Annotated in this window: 11 protein-coding genes; 6 read left to right on the top strand and 5 right to left on the bottom strand. The window is 47.5% G+C overall.

What is annotated here, in order from left to right; translation table 11 throughout:
* The first annotated feature begins 246 nt into the window (after nt 1-246).
* The 3 genes from OP864_RS03830 to OP864_RS03820 all read left to right on the top strand — a co-directional run bounded on the left by OP864_RS03830 (nt 247) and on the right by OP864_RS03820 (nt 2222).
* Nucleotides 247-891 (top strand): LysE family transporter, encoded by a 645-nt coding sequence (locus tag OP864_RS03830; protein WP_270099976.1) that lies wholly within the window; start codon nt 247-249, stop codon nt 889-891.
* Between the two features lie 29 nt (nt 892-920).
* Entirely contained in the window at nt 921-1331 is a 411-nt protein-coding gene (locus OP864_RS03825) for a hypothetical protein (protein WP_270099975.1), read from the top strand.
* A gap of 126 nt (nt 1332-1457) precedes the next feature.
* Complete coding sequence (locus tag OP864_RS03820) at nt 1458-2222, top strand: muramidase family protein (RefSeq protein WP_270099974.1); 765 nt, start codon at nt 1458-1460, stop codon at nt 2220-2222.
* A gap of 64 nt (nt 2223-2286) precedes the next feature.
* Here the strand turns inward: OP864_RS03820 and OP864_RS03815 are convergent, their stop codons facing one another.
* Nucleotides 2287-3093 (bottom strand): class I SAM-dependent methyltransferase, encoded by an 807-nt coding sequence (locus OP864_RS03815; protein WP_270099973.1) that lies wholly within the window; start codon nt 3091-3093, stop codon nt 2287-2289.
* A 186-nt stretch (nt 3094-3279) separates the two neighbouring features.
* Complete coding sequence (locus OP864_RS03810; protein ID WP_270099971.1) at nt 3280-4512, bottom strand: DNA/RNA non-specific endonuclease; 1233 nt, start codon at nt 4510-4512, stop codon at nt 3280-3282.
* Nucleotides 4513-5501: 989 nt separating this feature from the next.
* Between OP864_RS03810 and OP864_RS03805 the strand changes: the two genes are divergently transcribed.
* The 3 genes from OP864_RS03805 to OP864_RS03795 all read left to right on the top strand — a co-directional run bounded on the left by OP864_RS03805 (nt 5502) and on the right by OP864_RS03795 (nt 12556).
* Entirely contained in the window at nt 5502-8672 is a 3171-nt protein-coding gene (locus OP864_RS03805; protein WP_270099970.1) for a WGR domain-containing protein, read from the top strand.
* 11 nt (nt 8673-8683) lie between these two features.
* Complete coding sequence (locus OP864_RS03800; protein WP_270099969.1) at nt 8684-10351, top strand: SWIM zinc finger family protein; 1668 nt, start codon at nt 8684-8686, stop codon at nt 10349-10351.
* Nucleotides 10352-10981: 630 nt separating this feature from the next.
* Nucleotides 10982-12556, top strand: a complete 1575-nt coding sequence (locus tag OP864_RS03795; protein WP_270099968.1) for a reverse transcriptase family protein — start codon at nt 10982-10984, stop codon at nt 12554-12556.
* Between the two features lie 344 nt (nt 12557-12900).
* Here OP864_RS03795 and OP864_RS03790 read toward each other — a convergent pair whose 3' ends face one another.
* Genes OP864_RS03790 through OP864_RS03780 form a run of 3 tightly spaced genes read right to left on the bottom strand, consistent with a single transcriptional unit; the run spans nt 12901 to nt 16214 of the window.
* Nucleotides 12901-13635, bottom strand: coding sequence for a phosphatidic acid phosphatase (locus tag OP864_RS03790; protein WP_270099967.1), 735 nt, complete (start codon nt 13633-13635; stop codon nt 12901-12903).
* Nucleotides 13636-13643: 8 nt separating this feature from the next.
* A complete protein-coding gene (locus OP864_RS03785) occupies nt 13644-14924 on the bottom strand; it encodes an acyltransferase (RefSeq protein ID WP_270099966.1) in 1281 nt (426 codons plus the stop codon).
* 18 nt (nt 14925-14942) lie between these two features.
* A complete protein-coding gene (locus tag OP864_RS03780; protein WP_270099965.1) occupies nt 14943-16214 on the bottom strand; it encodes a hypothetical protein in 1272 nt (423 codons plus the stop codon).
* Nucleotides 16215-16246: the final 32 nt, after the last annotated feature.

Genomic DNA, 16246 nt, shown 5'->3' with positions numbered 1-16246 from the left:
TCTGCTCGGCCCTTCAGGCTACACTTCGTTTCGCCTTCGGTCTGGCCTTCGGCCCCCCTACAGGCAGCTCAGCCTGCGGCGGCTTTGCCGCCTGCTAGACGCAATTGGGCCAAAATCTGCTTTTTTAACAAACTTTTTTGATCCCTTTTTGCTAAAGAGGGCAAAGGAAAGCTGAAAACAAGCCTACCTTTGCGCAACGATACATCCCTTCCCCTTTTTTTATCATCTATATTAAAGTAGTTAATAATGCTCACGCAAGCGATTCTGGAAGGTTTGGGCCTCGGCCTATTACTTAGCATCATGACCGGCCCCATTTTCTTTACTATTCTACAAGTGAGTATAGAAAAAGGCAGTCGCTCAGGAATTGCTCTAGTGGCTGGCCAATGGATCAGCGATTTTATTTATATTGGTATTAGTAGCTATTTAGCAAAGTTCTTAATTTCTTGGACCAAAGAAAGTGAGTTAGGGCAAGACCTAGAGTTTTACCTGAGCTTAGGCGGCGGCGCTTTTCTTATTCTTTTAGGCCTGTTGCTGCTGTTTAGCCCCCTGCCCAAAGCCAAAACAAAGGAAGAACCCCTGAGCAATAAGCAAGCGGGACAGTATTTTCTACAAGGCTTTCTAATTAACAGCTTAACCCCCTTTCCTCTCTTCTTTTGGTTCACTAGTATCGGGACGGCCTACAGCAGAGGCTACAGCCAAACCGATCTCGTCTTTTTTGGTGTGGCCATTATGCTGATGGTCATCCTAACCGACTTTTTAAAAGTTTTTCTGGCCAGCCGACTCCGCCAATTGCTAAATGAACTTTGGTTGAAGCGAATACGTTGGGTCGCTAGCTTTGGCCTAATTATTTCAGGTTTATTGTTTTGGCTTCGCCTGCTTTGGCTAAGCTAAAGTTCCCCATCACATACAAAATTAGCACTATGAAAAAACGTCTTTGGAAATCCTTTTTATTGGCTGCCGCCACCCTAGGCGCTAGCCTCGCCCAAGCCCAAACCTCTAGCGAAAATATTCTGCTTTTTGATGCCAATTGTATGCAAGAATATGAATATCAGGCTGTCGATAAATATACAGAATCGGCCTTTCATGATTTTATGTTGCAAGTTTCCCCAAAACAAAAGCTAGCCTTTAGGGTAAAGACCACTAACCTGAATGCCGAACTCTTAGAAGCTCTTCCCCAAAAGGCCCTAGGCTGTGCAGATCTAACTAGTATCAATGGGCAGTTTATTCAAGAGGTCAATAGCCTGAAAAAATCAGTGAATATTGCCGTTTATAATGAACAAACAAAACGCTATCATATTCATCAGGTGAGCCAGATTGCTAGCTATACCTAAAATGATAAGCAACTGAGTTATAAGGACCGCCGACATAGCTTTGTCTATGCCGCCAACCAAATCAATAGCGGCGAAGATCTAGACGCTACCCCTGAAGGAAAGGTCCTTTTTGTAGATAATGACCAATTGGGCTGCCTCAAACAGCGACAGTTTCGCTCTTTTGACCGCCTGCAAGCCCGCCTTTCTGAAAATCTCTATTTCTTAGAGGGAATTGGGCTTTATCTGGTCCAACAAGCAAATGGTAGCCTCCAACTGAAAAGAATAGACAAAAAAACAATCCCCGAACATATTCGAGCGGTCTGCTACCAAAAAATGCAGGAGGAAAATGGTATCGCTAGCCGAGGAACTAAGTCAGCCGATGAGCAAAAGAAAAGAGCTGGAGTGACTTCTGCCGAAGACCAAAAAGCTCGAAAGGGGGTCATGCATGGTGGACTACGCTCTCCTTTTGATGAAGAACCCATCCCTGCCGAAACAAAAAAACAAGCGGGCTCTGCCAATAAGAAAACAAGCGAAAAAACGCCTGCTGTGGTCAATAATGACCCTAACTATTATATCGTGCAAGAGAATGATAATCTCTATAAGATTGCCGAGAAATATAATACAAGAGTAGATGTTCTCATGGGGCTCAATGGCCTAAACTCGACTACTATTGATAGAGGCCGCCGAATTAAGGTGGTGAATGATGGAAGTTATGTAGATCCCAATCCTTATATCCGCACCGATGAGAAATCAGGGAAGAAGTATAAGGTGCATGTGGTCCGACAAGGCGAAAATCTTTATGATATTGCTAAAAAGTACGGCCTGACAATGACGCAATTGGTCCAAATCAATAAGTTGCCTACAGAAAAGGCGAGTATTGACCAAGAGTTGATTGTGGGCTTAGCCAACTAAATCATTTTTGGCCCAATAGAAAAGGGGCAGTCGCCATTGGCGACTGCCCCTTTTTGCATTTTCGCTAGGGCCGTTTGGCCCCCAAAGCAAACACCATAGGGATTTTATCCTCTAGGCCTTTGATTTGATAGCCTTTGGGGTGAGCTACGGTATTATTAAAGCAATTGTAAGGCGAAAACTTATATTCTTTGAGGTAACTGAGTTGCCAGCCTGCGCCTTCGGTTAAGGCAGCGGTCATTTCGGAAAGGCTGTGGTTCCAGCCATAAGATTTTCCTGAGATCTCGGCTTCTCGCTTGGCATAGCTGCCCTCCTCTTCGGTTTCAATAGCACCTTGGTCAAAGTAGCTATATTGGATATAGCTAAAGTTGTCATCAAACATCCAGACGATAGGGTGAAACTCGACCAGCATAAATTCTCCGCTTTTTTTGAGTAAGGGCCCTATTTCTTGGCCCCATTGCAGCAGATCGGGCAGCCAATAGACGACCCCATAAGAACAAAAGATGAGATCAAAGGGGGCTTCTTGGGCCAAAATCTCTTGAGCGTCTAGTACATTGCCTTGGTAAAAACGGGCATTGAGATTGAGCGCTTTGGCTAGGCTTTGGGCCTTGGCAATGGCGGTTTCGGAGAGGTCTAGGCCCACGACTTCTGCGCCCATACGGGCCAAAGACAGACTATCTTGCCCAAAATGACATTGTAGGTGCAAGACTCTTTTGCCCGATAAGTCGGCCTCCAATAAGGAGAGCTCTATAGACTGCAGACTCGTTTGCCCTTGCATAAAAGCATCTTGCTGATAAAACTCAGTTTCTGGATGCAAAGCCGCTCTTTGCTCCCAAACAGCCTTATTGGCCGCAAATTGTTCTTGGTAATTCATGCGATGGATTGATTTTTTTGGATGGGACAGGCCCGAAGGGCCGCAGGCTGAGGGGCTGTAGCAGGGCCGCCGAAGGCGGCAGACCAAAGGCTTTTGTAGCGAAGCGAAAAAGCCTGCAGGGCCGAGCGAGTAGCGAGCTGCGCAATGGCCCGACCCGAGCCGATAGGCGAGGGGCAGCCCCAAATCCTACTTCTTATCTGGCATCTCCTCCATAAATTCCACCTTCTTTTCATGAGTGATATTCATGGTTGGGGTCCCTTTATAATCTGTAATTTTCCCCTTTACACAAATTTGCTTGCCATAGAGTTCCGTCTCTGGCGAATAAGAAAAATGCTTGATGTCCTTGCCCCAGATGGTTACGGAAAAAATCTGGTTGGGAAATTTTGTGTCCAGATTGATAAAGACAGAGCCCGACTTGGTTTTCTTGGTGGATACGACCGTGCCGCAAACGCAGGCTTTTTGGTTCATAAAGACGGGGGCATCGGCGGTGCTGATACAATCTTTGGGCAATTCCTCATTGCTGAGGGGAGGAACATCGGCCAAGCGACCTTCCGTCGTTTTTTCCCAGCTAGAAGGGTCCTTCATGGCTTCTAGGCGTTTTTCTTCCTCTTCGGGCAAATTGCTAAAGAAATCTAAGCCCGTTTGGGCCTCTACCTCATCTACCGAGACGGCATAGCTGATTGTGGGGTTGTTGCAGCTGCCATTTTTCATGATAAAACCGATAGCCTTGGGCTGCTCGGCCTCTAGGTCCAAAACCACCTTGAAAAAGGCTTCGGGAATGCTCACTTTATTGGGGCCTTGCGTAATTTGCGGCAAGCCCTCTTTCAAAATAGGGCCAGTAATGACCAACATAGAGCGTTTGTGAGAAAAGACAGCGCCTCGGACCCAGCGCTCCAAATCGGCCCAGCCCTCTCGGTTAAATTCGGGCAATTGGGGGCTCATGTTAGAGTAATAATAGGACTCACTAATGGCTGTTTTGGACCAGCGGAAATCCGCAGAAGGGGCCAAATGCCCACGGTCATAACCACTATACCAGTAGTCGGCTTTTACCGCCGTTCCTGTACTGACTAGCTCATCTGCTCTAAAGTCATTGGTTCGGCTCAGGTTGCCTTCCATCATGGCAGGCGGAATAATATGGGCCACCCAAGCGGCCTGTTCATGGGCCTCGGAATAGTTCAGAATCATGGCGGCATGCTCTACCAGTTCCCCTGCTACGCCATTTTTTGGCAAACCTACTTTTTTCAAGTCGGCTCGAATCTTCTGTAGGCGGACGCTTTCAATTTGCTCAATAAGGGCGGCTTTTTGTTCGTCTAGGCTTTGCTTTTGGGCTTCTAGTTTTTGCAGTTCTTGACCAAGGTCTTGGCTCCAAAGACAAGCCGGTAGGGCCAGGACAAAGGCCCATGAAATAAGTTGACGCATAAGCGATGGTTTGTTTTGCTGAATGAGCTCCTAAGATACAGAATCGTCAAAGGGATGCGGGCATTCTGTTATGATTTAAAGGAAAGTTTATTTTGATTTTTATGTTTTTGGGGCCCGCGGCCGCCCCAAAAAGGGCGGGCGGCCGCCGCTATGCTGCGGGGCTCGCTGCTCGCTCGGCCCTGCGCAGGCTTCGCCTGCTTCGGTCTGGCCTTCGGCCACCCACTCCGCAGCGCTGGGCCCTCAGCGGCCCTGCGGGCCTTCGCAAAAAGCGGTATTCGTCGCTGCGCTCCTCATTCGTTTTCACGACCCCGCCCACCCGCCCCTCCTCGGGATTCCCTAAGGAATCCCTCAGGGGAGCTGTTGGCGGTTTTTTTAGAGAGAAACAACCGTATCGCCTAGCTCTTCAGCCACAAATAGGCCAAAAACCAGAGCTTAGGGCACTGCTGCAGCTTACAAACGGCCCTAGGGAATCCCCAGAGCTAATCTGCAACTGCAAAACGGCTCTATACAGTTGTTCAGAGGCAATCTGCAACTGCAAAACGGCTCTGGGGAATCCCCGGAGCTAATCTGCAACTGCAGAACAGCTCTATACAGTTGTTCAGAGCTAATCTGCAACTGCAGAACGGCTCTATACAGTTGTTCAGAGCTAATCTGCAACTGCAAAACAGCTCTGGGGAATCCCCGGAGCTAATCTGCAAATGCAAAACAGCTCTATACAGTTGTTCAGAGCTAATTTGCAAATGCAAAACTCCTCCGGGCGTATCTAGAATGTACTATCTTTTTTTTCTGGACCGACCCTACTACAGTTTAACTATAGGCGCTTAGAAGCTAAATATAGCAGCCTTTCGATTTTTTGCCTTTCTTTTTCTAAGCAGTAAGAAAAAATCCCCTTTTTTTGCTTAAAAAACTCGCTAATGTCATCAAAAAGCGATAATATGAGCTACAAATTAAGACCAAGGCCCTAAAAAGCCCATTTTATCCTTTTGCCGATGAAGCTAATAGAACAAAAGCGCCTGCATTTTAAGCAGGGCAATTCTGATAAAGTATATGAAGTAGACCTTTGCGAATTGGAAGCAGGGGCCTTTCTAGTTAATTTCCGTTATGGAAAAACGGGCGGCCCTTTAAGAGAGGGCAGCAAAACGCCCACGCCTGTAGATGAAACCAAGGCCCGCAGTCTGTACAATAAATTGCTACAGGATAAAATGAAAAAGGGCTATTTGGATGTATCTGAAAAGAGTCAGGCCAAGCAAGTGGCGGCTATTCAGCCCCCAGATAAATCCCTGCAAGGAGCAGAAGCTCAGGCGGCCTGGATCCTCTACCATTTACAGCTCGCTCAACTAGATCCAGCGGCCCAAAAGGCCCGCAACTGGAAGCTGTCTAGGGTCGCTTGGCGTGCCGCTAGTCTTAACATCAAAGCGGCTGGACCCTATTGCTGGGCCCTTTTTGAGCAAAACCATAGAGGCAAATCTATAGACGATATGGAGCTCTATAGCCTACTTTGGGCTACGGCTCAACTCGATACCGCAGTAGAGGACCCCAGCAACTTATTAACTTTTTGGCGAAGCAAGAAAAAAGCGCCTACGGCTAAAAAACTAGCGCCCTTTGTCTATTGGGAACTAGCCGATGCCGCTGGACAACAGGCTTTGCTTGAAGAGGAACTGCCCAAACTCCCTGAACTCTGGCAAAAGGCCTTGGATCGTAAAGATAATGATGCTTTGGCCTATCAGCTACGCAAGGCCAAGGGAGATAAAAGTATGGAGCAAGCATTTGCTATGCTTTATTTATTGTCTCCGGCCATGCCCTATTGTCGCAAGACATTAGTAGAGGTCATTTGCGAAATGGAGTTCCGACCCAATAGCTTCCGTTTGCTGAGTCGCCTCTTTAAAATGGCGACCTTTCGCAAGGATGCACAGTTTTGGGGCGCCTTGGCCTACCGCTTTGAAAAAGCGAGCCCGCAGTATAGAATGCCCCGCAGAAATAATCAATATGTTTGGGTAAGCTATAACCGTATGCGGCCCAAAGATGAGTTGACCAAAGAAAATAGCCGTCTGGCCTTCTCCAATTTGACTAAGGACTACTTTAGCGATTATATGCGTAAAGAGTTGGACCAATTGGGACAAAAGGGAGATATCGCTTATGTCGCTATGGCCACAAGTCTCCTCCTTCAATATGATGATAGCCGAGATGGCCGCACAGATCGCCGAGAAAAGAACTGGCGATTTGATAATAAGAAACAGCGCTGGATCGCCAGCGTATATCATTATCCTAGCTATTCTAAGGAGCTGATCTTTAACGAGATTCTTTATGCCAATAGTCAGCGATATGTTTATTCTTCTATGAAACAGGAATGGGTTTACGGCAAACATTATGATCCAGATATGCCCTTGCCAGCCCCCTTTTCAGAAACTAAATATGCCGACCTTTGGCGGCAGGAGCCCAAGGCCTTTCTGCATTTGATGGCCGAGGCCAAAAGCCAAAAGGTTCTAGAGTTTGCCCATACGGCATTTATGGCCCATCCCGAGGCCAAGAGCTTACAAAAACGACTGGGCTTGTCTTACTGGAAACAGTTGCTGAGCCGTTCTTATCAGCCCCTACAAACTTGGGCCCTGCAAGAAATTGTGGCCAATTATGAAAAATCAGGCAAGCCTACGGCTATCCTGCTTTACCTTTTGGACCATGATTATGCAAAGGCTAGAGAGCAGGCTTTGGCTTGGCTAGAAGCTGACTTCTTTGACTACTTTGCCGATCTAGATTTGGTCTATAGCCTTTTATTGCACCAACGCAAAGATTTGAGAAATTGGGCACAAGAGGCCTTAGGACGTATCGTGGAGGTTTATGAACCTGCCAAGCGTCAAGCACTCTTGGGCCGTTTGCTGGGCTTCTTGCTCCGCTCGGGCCAAGATCAACAGGTCCTAATGAGAGAGGTGGAGTCCTTACTGAAGCGCTACTTTGTCAAGGAAACCCAACAACTCAGCCTAGATTTAATCGGGAAGTTTTTACGCTTGCCTTTGGCTCAGCAACAAGCCTTCGGTTTGCATTTGCTTAAGGGGCATGCAGCAGACGCTACACAAATTCCCTTTGAAGATATTCAATACCTCTTTGGCAAAACAGCCGATTATTGGCGCTATGGCTTAGAACTTCTCCGCCACTCTTCAGAGCAGAAGCTCTTGCAAGAAGGCGACTTTCTTTTGGGCCTTTTAGAGCATCCTGAAGAGGATGTACGCTTGGCCAGCCGTGAAGTTTTGGCCCCACTCTATGCCCAAAACCAAGCTTTTGCGGTGGCGCAAATGCAAGCGCTCTTGCGTAAACTGATCCGCAAAGAAAAAATTGAGGGCTTGCACGCGCTCTTTGCAGATATCTTAACTAGCGAATTAGAGGGCCATTTGGCAGAGGTAGACCGGAAGTTTATTTTCCGCCTGCTCAATGCAAAATATGCTCCCGCACAAGAGTTGGCCGCAGTCTTAATTGATCGCTATATCCCTTATGAATCGCTTTCTGTTGCGAATACCGTTCGTCTGGCCAATCATGAAATTGTAGCCGTTCGCGAGCTCGCTTGGAAAATGTTTAAGGAACAAAAAGATCGTATGCGCTACGAAAGAGAAGAGGCTTTGCGTCTACTAGATGTAGATTGGGCCGATTCTCGACAATTTGCCTTTGATTTCTTTGGCCAAAGCTATACCGCTGATGATTGGAACCCTAGTCTGATGGTGGGCATCTGCGATTCGGTTCGCCAGGATGTACAGCAGTTTGGTCGCCAACTCATTACTCGTTTCTTTGAGGAAGAGGATGGCCCCATGTACTTGGAGCAATTGAGTCAGCACCCCCGTCCAGAACTACAACTGTATGCAACCAATTATTTGGAGCGCTTTGGGGCTGGACATCCCGAGCGGATTCTATCGCTACGCGATTATTTTTATACGGTTTTGGCCCAAGTGAACAAGGGCCGAATGGCCAAAGATCGCATCTGGAGCTTTTTAGCCAAAGAGGCCAAAGCTTCTTTTGAAGTAGCGCAATTCCTCTCTGATTTAGCCACTTTTATCTCGGCCACTGCAGCTATTGGCGATAAGGAGCAGGCCGTTATTGTGCTACGCGATTTGCAGGACCAATACCCCTTGCTCGAACAGCCTATTGCGATTCATGATTATCCCACTCAATCTTAGTCTAGCTCAATATGTTATTTAATTATAAGTATGGAGGAACTTCCTCTGTGAAGAATAAAGCTGGGCAAACGGCCATGTCCTTTGCCCCCGATAGTTTGCGCGAGCCTACTTTTTTTGTGGGCCAATTGCATAAGAAAATTGCCTTTAGAGAAGCCATCTCTGCCTTGAATGCCGTAGTGGTTTCTGATCTTCGCTTCAAACCTCGTGATAAATCTGCCTATTTGGCCTGGGCCAAGGAGCAGGAAGAGGTTTGGTTGGCCCAATACCTTGGCGAAATTGCTGGAGATGAGGCCAATATTAAACAACGTATCGAAGATATTTCGGTAGAATTGGCTGGGGTAGAAGAGCAGGAACGAGGCGTAATGCAGCATTTCTACAAAAAACAAAGAGAGTATTTTAATTACCTCTATAAAAAGGATTTTGATGCTTGGATCGTCCTAGATCCCGTCATCACGACCCATCCCGATAGCATTTTCTTTGAGTGCTTTAGCCAAGATGAATCTACTTATGGTAAGCTTAGCTGTGGCTATAATGTCTTTAAGAATATTGATGAGTTTTCTTGCGGAACAACCAATATTGATTACTCTGCAGCCCTTTATAATGAGTTTCAAAAGATTCGGAATTATAAGGAAACCGATTTTCGGGTAGATCCTTCTGGCTTTGAAATCCAAACAGAGGACCAAGATTTATATAAGGAGGTCAAAATTGACCTACCCGAAAGCTGGGTCCGCGGCTTCCTCCAAGTGAGCTCTGCCATGACGATGCCACTCATTCGCTTTGATTTGCATCCCATGGACATTCATAGCATTTGCCAGCTTTTACGCCGCTTTAAGGAAACGCATGGCCCTCGTTCTTTGCGCTTTCAGCTTCGCCCCGGGCAGCCCGTTAAAGTGCTGGTAGAACCTTGGAATAAAGAAATTATCTGTCGCCGCTCTATTTATCATGGGCCAAAAGCAGAGGAGGTCCGCATTTGGGGCCGCCGCCGTTTGCTCATCTTGGAGCGCCTGATTCCACAAGCCAAAAAATTTACGGTTAGCTTCCTCGGCTCTGGTTTGCCTTCTTTTTATGAGGCCCAACTAGAGGGAGATATGGTCTTTACTTTGGGTCTTTCTGGCTGGACCGATAACGATTGGTCTAGAGCGGGCAATTTTGATCTGCTCGCCCCTCGCTTAGAGGTAGACGATTGGACTAAACAAACCGTTTTTGAGGCCCTCAAAAGCACTTATTTCGAGTCGGTAGATAGCTTGGCCGAACGCCTAGAGTTAGGTACGGATATCGTCAGCGCTTCCTTGCAAGCCTATACCCAAGCGGGCCGAGTGATTTTTGATCCTACTCTAGGCGTTTACCGCCTGCGGGAATTGCATCGGGAACCACTCGATATGAAATTGCTCCGCTTTGCCTCGCCACAGGAGGAAAAAGCCAACAAGATTTTGGACCAAAACCGCCTCAGCAATTTATCGGCAGAGTCGCAGCAAAATGGCCAAACTCGACTATCGGCACAGATCAAAGGACAACAGCGCAATTACCAATGCCAACTCCTCATCGATGCCGATGACCGCATGGTCCAAGCCGAATGCAATTGCAACCATTTTCAAATGAATAAATTGCGCAAAGGCCCCTGCGAACATATCCTAGCTACTCGTATGGCTCATAATCGCAAAACTGGAAAACTGATCTAGCGATTTTTTTTGGGGCCTCCTGCCTTCGGCAGGCGCTACGTTTCAGGGCTCGCTATTCGCTCGGCCCTGCGGCCTGACGGCCTTGGTCTGCGGCTTCGCCGCCCCCTTTCACATCGCTAGGCCTGCGGCGGCTTCGCCGCCTGTCTACCGCAAAAAGGACCAAAGCTTCACTATTTTGATAATTTTTTGAAAAAATTTAAATAAAAACTTGACAAGCTGCTAAAGAATATCTATAATTGTAACAGACAAATGGGGATGACAAGCATCTCTATATAGATATTGAAAAGAAGGATCAAGAGAAGACAAAGTCTTGCAAAAAGAGCGCTGTTTCGGCGTTCAAGCGATATTACTCTTCACTGTTCACTAAGGAAGAATCTTTATGATGCGAACTGCCGTAGGTGCCCCTACTACGTCCCCTACGCGGTTTCGAGTCGTAGACTCTGTAGGGAACGTAGTAGGGGCACCTACGGCAGTTCGCTGGAGTTGATTCTCTTAGTTCTAAGATTGTACGAAGTAAATCTTCTCTCCTTCTTTTTTCTTTTGCAGCTACTTTCAATTTTGGATCAACTGGGCTTTGGCCTTAGTTCTCCCAAATTGAAAGTAGTTTTTTTTTGTCTCAATCTGCGCCCTATGTCTGACCACAGAATGACCCGTCAACAGATTTATGACCGTATCCGCCAAACTTCTAAAGAGGAATATATCTTAGAAGAAATGAAACGCCTCGGCTTTTGGGATACCACTGAAGAGGCTCCAAAAATCTCTGAGGAGATTATCCAAAAGAAGGGCGCTCTCCGAAGAGAGCTGCGTGAGCTGATGGAGAAGCAACGCATGTTCCGAGATAAGGAGCGCATGCTGGCCGAAATGCGTAAAAAACGCATGGCGAATGCCTTGGCTCGCCGAGAGGAGACCAAGGAGCGCCGTAAGGCAGAGAAAGAAGCCCGCGCTAAGGCTTGGCAAGAAAAGAAAGAACGGAGTATTGTCTTTTTGGGTAAAGACTATTCTGCTGGCTTGAGTGAAGAAGAAGCTGATCTAGCAAAATTAGCGGCTTTAAATCTGCCTGCATTTAAAGATATTAAAGAGCTGGCAGAGGCTATGGAGATTTCTGTGGGCCGTTTGCGCTATCTTTGTTTCCAGCGGAAGCTCTCTACGGTATCGCATTATGAGCGCTTTTATTTGGCCAAGAAAACAGGAGGGAAACGCCTGATTTCAGCCCCTCGCCCTATGCTTAAAAATGCCCAATACTGGCTCTTAGAGAATGTACTTGCTCGCTTAGAGATGCATGAAGCGGCTCATGGCTTTGTGCCAGAGCGCTCTATTGTCAGTAATGCTAAACTGCATGAGAAAAAAGAGCTGGTCATCAATATGGACCTCAAAGACTTTTTTCCTACCGTAACCTATCCTCGAGTGAAGGGGATGTTTAAGGGCTTGGGCTACTCCGAGCAGCAGTCTATTATCTTTGCCTTATTAACTACAGAGCCCGAGGTGGACCAAGTAGAAATTGACGGACAGTTGTATTATGCCCAAAAGGGAGAGCGCTATTTGCCACAGGGCGCACCTACTAGTCCAGCGATTACCAACTGGCTTTGCCGCCGCATGGACCGCCGTTTTGAGGGGGTAGCCAAAAAGTTAGGTTGGACCTATAGCCGCTATGCCGATGACCTGAGTTTTTCGGCTAATGATACGAGCAATATTAGCCGTATAATTTGGCAGGCCCAGCAGATTATTCAAGATGAAGGCTTTGTGATTCACCCCAAAAAGCTCAAGATTATGCGCAAGGGCCGCCGCCAAGAGGTAACGGGCCTTACCGTAAATGAGCAAGTGGCTGTAGACCGCAAAACATTGAAGAAATTTAGAGCTTGTTTGCATACCATAGAAACTAAAGGCTATCAAGCCGCAGAATGGGGCCAAGGATTTATTTTGGCCAGCATTAAGGGTTTTGCGAACTATGTTCGTATGGTACAGGCCGAGAAGGGCCAAGCGCTCTGTGAGCAAGTAGATCGCATTTTGGCCAAGGAAGAAAACAAGCAAGCCTGGAAGGCCTATTTTGCTCAGCCTAGCCGCAAAAAATATGCTTATGAGGCCCAAAAACAACAAGCCACAACAGAAGCAAATGCCGTAGATTTGGGCAGCTCTGGTTTGGCAGAAAGCTTAACCCCCATAGATCCTCAGCAAAAGGATGAGGAGCAATGGTGGAGCCTTTGGTAAGTTAGTCAAGGCAAAAAGGAAGCCCCCGCAGTCTCTGACTGCGGGGGCTTTTTGTTGGTCCAAAAGTACAGCTTGTTTAGGGCCTTAGAGGACGACCAAAGGGAGTAACCGATGTGCAGCAGTTATTAAGGCCGAGCAAAGGAATTTAAGGCAAACAGCGAGCTGTAATAAGCAGCCTTAAAGAGGCGCTAGAGGACGACCGAAGGGAGGACTGGCCTAGCGATGTGCAGCAGTGGCCGAAGGCCAGACCGAGGCGCTTTGCGCCGAAGGGCCGAGCAGACCTGCGAGCTGCGAAACGTAGCGCCTGCCGTAGGCAGGAGGCCCCAAAACAGCAGAGCTCCCCTCTACATCTGTTCGGCAGCAGTGGCAAACAAATAATTAAAGGCGATCATTTGGCCCATAAAGCCAGAGGCATAGCCGCCATAAACCTCCTTGGTTTTATGGGCGCCGAGGAGCAGACGGGCCGTACCCACCAGACCAGCCAGTAAAACCACCCAAACTAACAAGTAGCCCTGGCCATCATAGCTTCTGCTCACGGCAAGTAGGGTCATGGCCACTAGGCCGCCCATGCCCGTAGTATGCACACTAATTTTGCTAAATAGATTGAAGAAAAAAGAGATGAACAGCGCAATCGTACTGCCCAAAGCAAAGGCCGTTAGTTCTAGAGGGACGCCGGGATTATTTTTAAAATTGACAAAAATGACCATATATAAAAGGCCCACCACAATATAGGGGCCGATGCGTTCCATGCGGCCAGGCATCTGTAGGGAAGAGACAAAATTGAGGGCCCGCATCATGAGAACCGTGAGCAGAGGGACCGCAAAAGAGAAAATGGCCAACCAAATAAAGAGCATACTATTGACCTTATTCTCGAAAACGGCGGCAAAGCTACTCACCCGAAACAAAAAGGGATTGCAATAGGCCAAAAGGACAAAGGCGTAGAGCAAAATCAGAAAAGGGTGGAAAACAATAGAAATACCTTGGGCCAAAAGGACCAAAAGCGCAGGTTGCTGAGCCTGCATATATTCTGCTTGAAGGACCTCCTGTTCGAGTTCTATATCTTCATTTTTCATACTCATGAGCTAAATTATTTTTTACGGAAGGGTTTGACAATGCTGGCTAGAGCCAACCAGGCCGCCAAAAAGATAGACAATCGCCCAGGCAAATCGCCATATTGGGCAAAAAATGTAGGGGACCATATTTTAGGGCTGCAGGTTTGGCCATCTTCTAGGGCTTGGTAGTCGCCATTGGCCGAAAAATGATGAGCTTTCTTTTTTTGGACCAAAATAATATCGCTGCCACTCTCTTGGGCACGGGCCCTAGCCGAGCGGTATAAAACTGGCGATAAACTGCTGTCTGGACTAAAGGCAATAACGGTTTGTGCTCCTTTTTGTAGGCCCTCTCGGATAGGGGCCGTGCGTTTTAGGCTATGGGCATTGAGCAGGAGTAGGCGAGAGCCCTGCCAATCGATAAACTGAAAAAAGCGCTGCTCTACCCCCAAAATGGTCCGAACAGAAAAGGCTTGGCTACTCAGTGGCTGCCGCTCTCCTTTTTGCCAAAACCGAAGGCTACCCAAACTATCTTGTCCGGCCAAATAGGCCCAACCATTTAAAGGCTTTTCTTGGGCATAAAGGGCATTTTCTGGAATCTCTTCTTTGGGGGCTTGGCCTAGCAGTAAGCGGCCCTTTTGGCTCTTGTAGCTAGACTGATAAACAAAACTGCCCGAATCTCCCTTTTGCACTGCCCCCATAAACAAACTGAGGACAAAGGGAAGGAGGACCAAAGGAATGCCGGCCCAAATAGCGCCTTTTCTACTTTTGGCTTGGGCCGGAAATAGAAAGCGAAACCACTGAATATTCAGACTGAGGATCCATAAACTAGCGCCCCCGGTACCCACAACCGTTAAGGCCTGCCAACTATTTCCAAAAAGCAGGGGCAAGCTTCCTAGCTGCCAACCTGCCCAATGTCCACTAAACTGCCCTTGCATCCACTCCAGCGCCAAATAGCTACTCACAAAAGCCCAATAGCCCAATTTGGCATTGTGCCGATGATGAATCAGCCAAAGCATGGCCCAGGGAATACTAAACAACAGACTGACAAAGGCCCAAGAAAACAGCCCCATAGGCAGGCTTGCAGTCTCTATGGCCTGAGGAGCCAAGAGGCCAAAAGTAAGTAGGTTGCTTAAGATACTAAAGCCTACAAAAGGCCAAAAGCTCTGCCTTCTACTAAGCCAAAGCAAAGGAATAAAGGCAAAGAAAGCCGTCAATAGAATACTATATGTCGAAAGGCTAAAGGCCAGCAGTAATCCACTGCCCAAACTAGCCGCTAAGGCCCAAATAAGAGGGGCTTTTGCTTGCTGCGTCTCCAATAATCTCGATTTTGTTCGCTAAAAACCATAAAACAACTGAAATCGCTGGCAGTTGTCGGCATTTTCAATAGACAGCTCATAATGACCAGCTGCCTGTCCGGGCAAAGTTAATTGATATGTGGGTAAATCCAGATAGATTTCTTGGCTTTGAACGACTTTACCGCCCCTTTTCCATTTTATTTTCAGCCATTCTCCCTTTAAGGCCGATAAATAGAGCCGTAAATCTTCTTGGGCCGATAAAATATTGGGACCTAATTGGACCTTAGGGCAGGCTGGGCCCAGGCAGATTTCTTGTAAATAGCGCTTATGCCCCCAAGGATTAACCGCTAGTAGGCGGTAGCTCGTCGCTTTGCCCCTTTTGCGACTATCATCTAGGGCATGAAAGCCTGCCTGATGGGGTGGATTATAGGCGTTGAGGCTGCCGACAATCAGCCAAGGGCTGTTGCTTCCCTCTTTACGTTCTAGCTCAAAGTGGTCAATTTCTGAACTAGGGTGCTGCCACCAGCTAATTCGGCCTCCTCGCAGGCCTTTCCCCCAATACAAACGGCTGGCCGTTGGCGGAAGAAAGCTTTTAAGCTCAGGGCCACTGAGGCTAAGAACTTCGGCCTTGGGTTGTATGCCCTGAACTGGCCCCAATTTATAGGCTTCATAATTGGCCATATTGAGTAGGTAGAGCTCTTGGGCCCCTACACTAAAGTATAAAAACTGCTCTGCATCTATGGGCCAAAGTTGTCCCTCTGCCTGGCTTTGTCCCCGAGCAAAATTTCTAAACCAGGTTTTTTTGGGCCGTTCAATGACGCCACTCTCGGGCTCAAAAAAGATGGGCGCCCCACTAGATTGCATGGCCCAAAAACGGCCCTGATTGGGCAGATAGCTCCAGTTGGATAGCAGCAACGGCAGCCCTCTTTTGACTACAGTTGGCTGGGCCTTGGCTGCTAGCCCTAGACTGTAGAGTAGGGCCCCAGATTGAAAATACAGCTGCTCCTTATAGAGGAAACTCCTTTGAATGAGGGCCGGAAGGCCTTCAATTTGGCCTAGGTTTTCCCAATAATCTCGACTTCTATTATAGTGCAATAGTTCATTGGCCAAACTAATGGCCCAAATGTCTTCCCCTTGGCCCGTTACTGTTTTTAAAGAACTAGGCAACTCTAAAAATGGTCTCCAGCCCCAGTCTCCGTTTGCTAAAGGGACTAGCTGCTCCAGTTGTTGATCGACCAAACGCAAGGGCTGCTGAGCAAAAAGAAAAAAGGGAAAACAAAGCAAAATAAGAAAGCGGATAAGCTGTGGCATATAACTGATTTTTGCCCAAGTTCTGCTTTTTA

Source organism: Saprospira grandis (assembly GCF_027594745.1).
GTDB lineage: Bacteria > Bacteroidota > Bacteroidia > Chitinophagales > Saprospiraceae > Saprospira > Saprospira grandis.
This window is presented reverse-complemented; position numbering and strand designations above follow the sequence as displayed.

Bases quoted from the DNA above. Each gene is read 5' to 3' on its own strand.
- OP864_RS03830 (WP_270099976.1), top strand. From the start codon at position 247: ATGCTCACGCAAGCGATTCTGGAAGGTTTGGGCCTCGGCCTATTACTT.
- OP864_RS03825 (WP_270099975.1), top strand. From the start codon at position 921: ATGAAAAAACGTCTTTGGAAATCCTTTTTATTGGCTGCCGCCACCCTA.
- OP864_RS03815 (WP_270099973.1), bottom strand. From the start codon at position 3,093: ATGAATTACCAAGAACAATTTGCGGCCAATAAGGCTGTTTGGGAGCAA.
- OP864_RS03810 (WP_270099971.1), bottom strand. From the start codon at position 4,512: ATGCGTCAACTTATTTCATGGGCCTTTGTCCTGGCCCTACCGGCTTGT.
- OP864_RS03805 (WP_270099970.1), top strand. From the start codon at position 5,502: ATGAAGCTAATAGAACAAAAGCGCCTGCATTTTAAGCAGGGCAATTCT.
- OP864_RS03800 (WP_270099969.1), top strand. From the start codon at position 8,684: ATGTTATTTAATTATAAGTATGGAGGAACTTCCTCTGTGAAGAATAAA.
- OP864_RS03795 (WP_270099968.1), top strand. From the start codon at position 10,982: ATGTCTGACCACAGAATGACCCGTCAACAGATTTATGACCGTATCCGC.
- OP864_RS03790 (WP_270099967.1), bottom strand. From the start codon at position 13,635: ATGAGTATGAAAAATGAAGATATAGAACTCGAACAGGAGGTCCTTCAA.
- OP864_RS03780 (WP_270099965.1), bottom strand. From the start codon at position 16,214: ATGCCACAGCTTATCCGCTTTCTTATTTTGCTTTGTTTTCCCTTTTTT.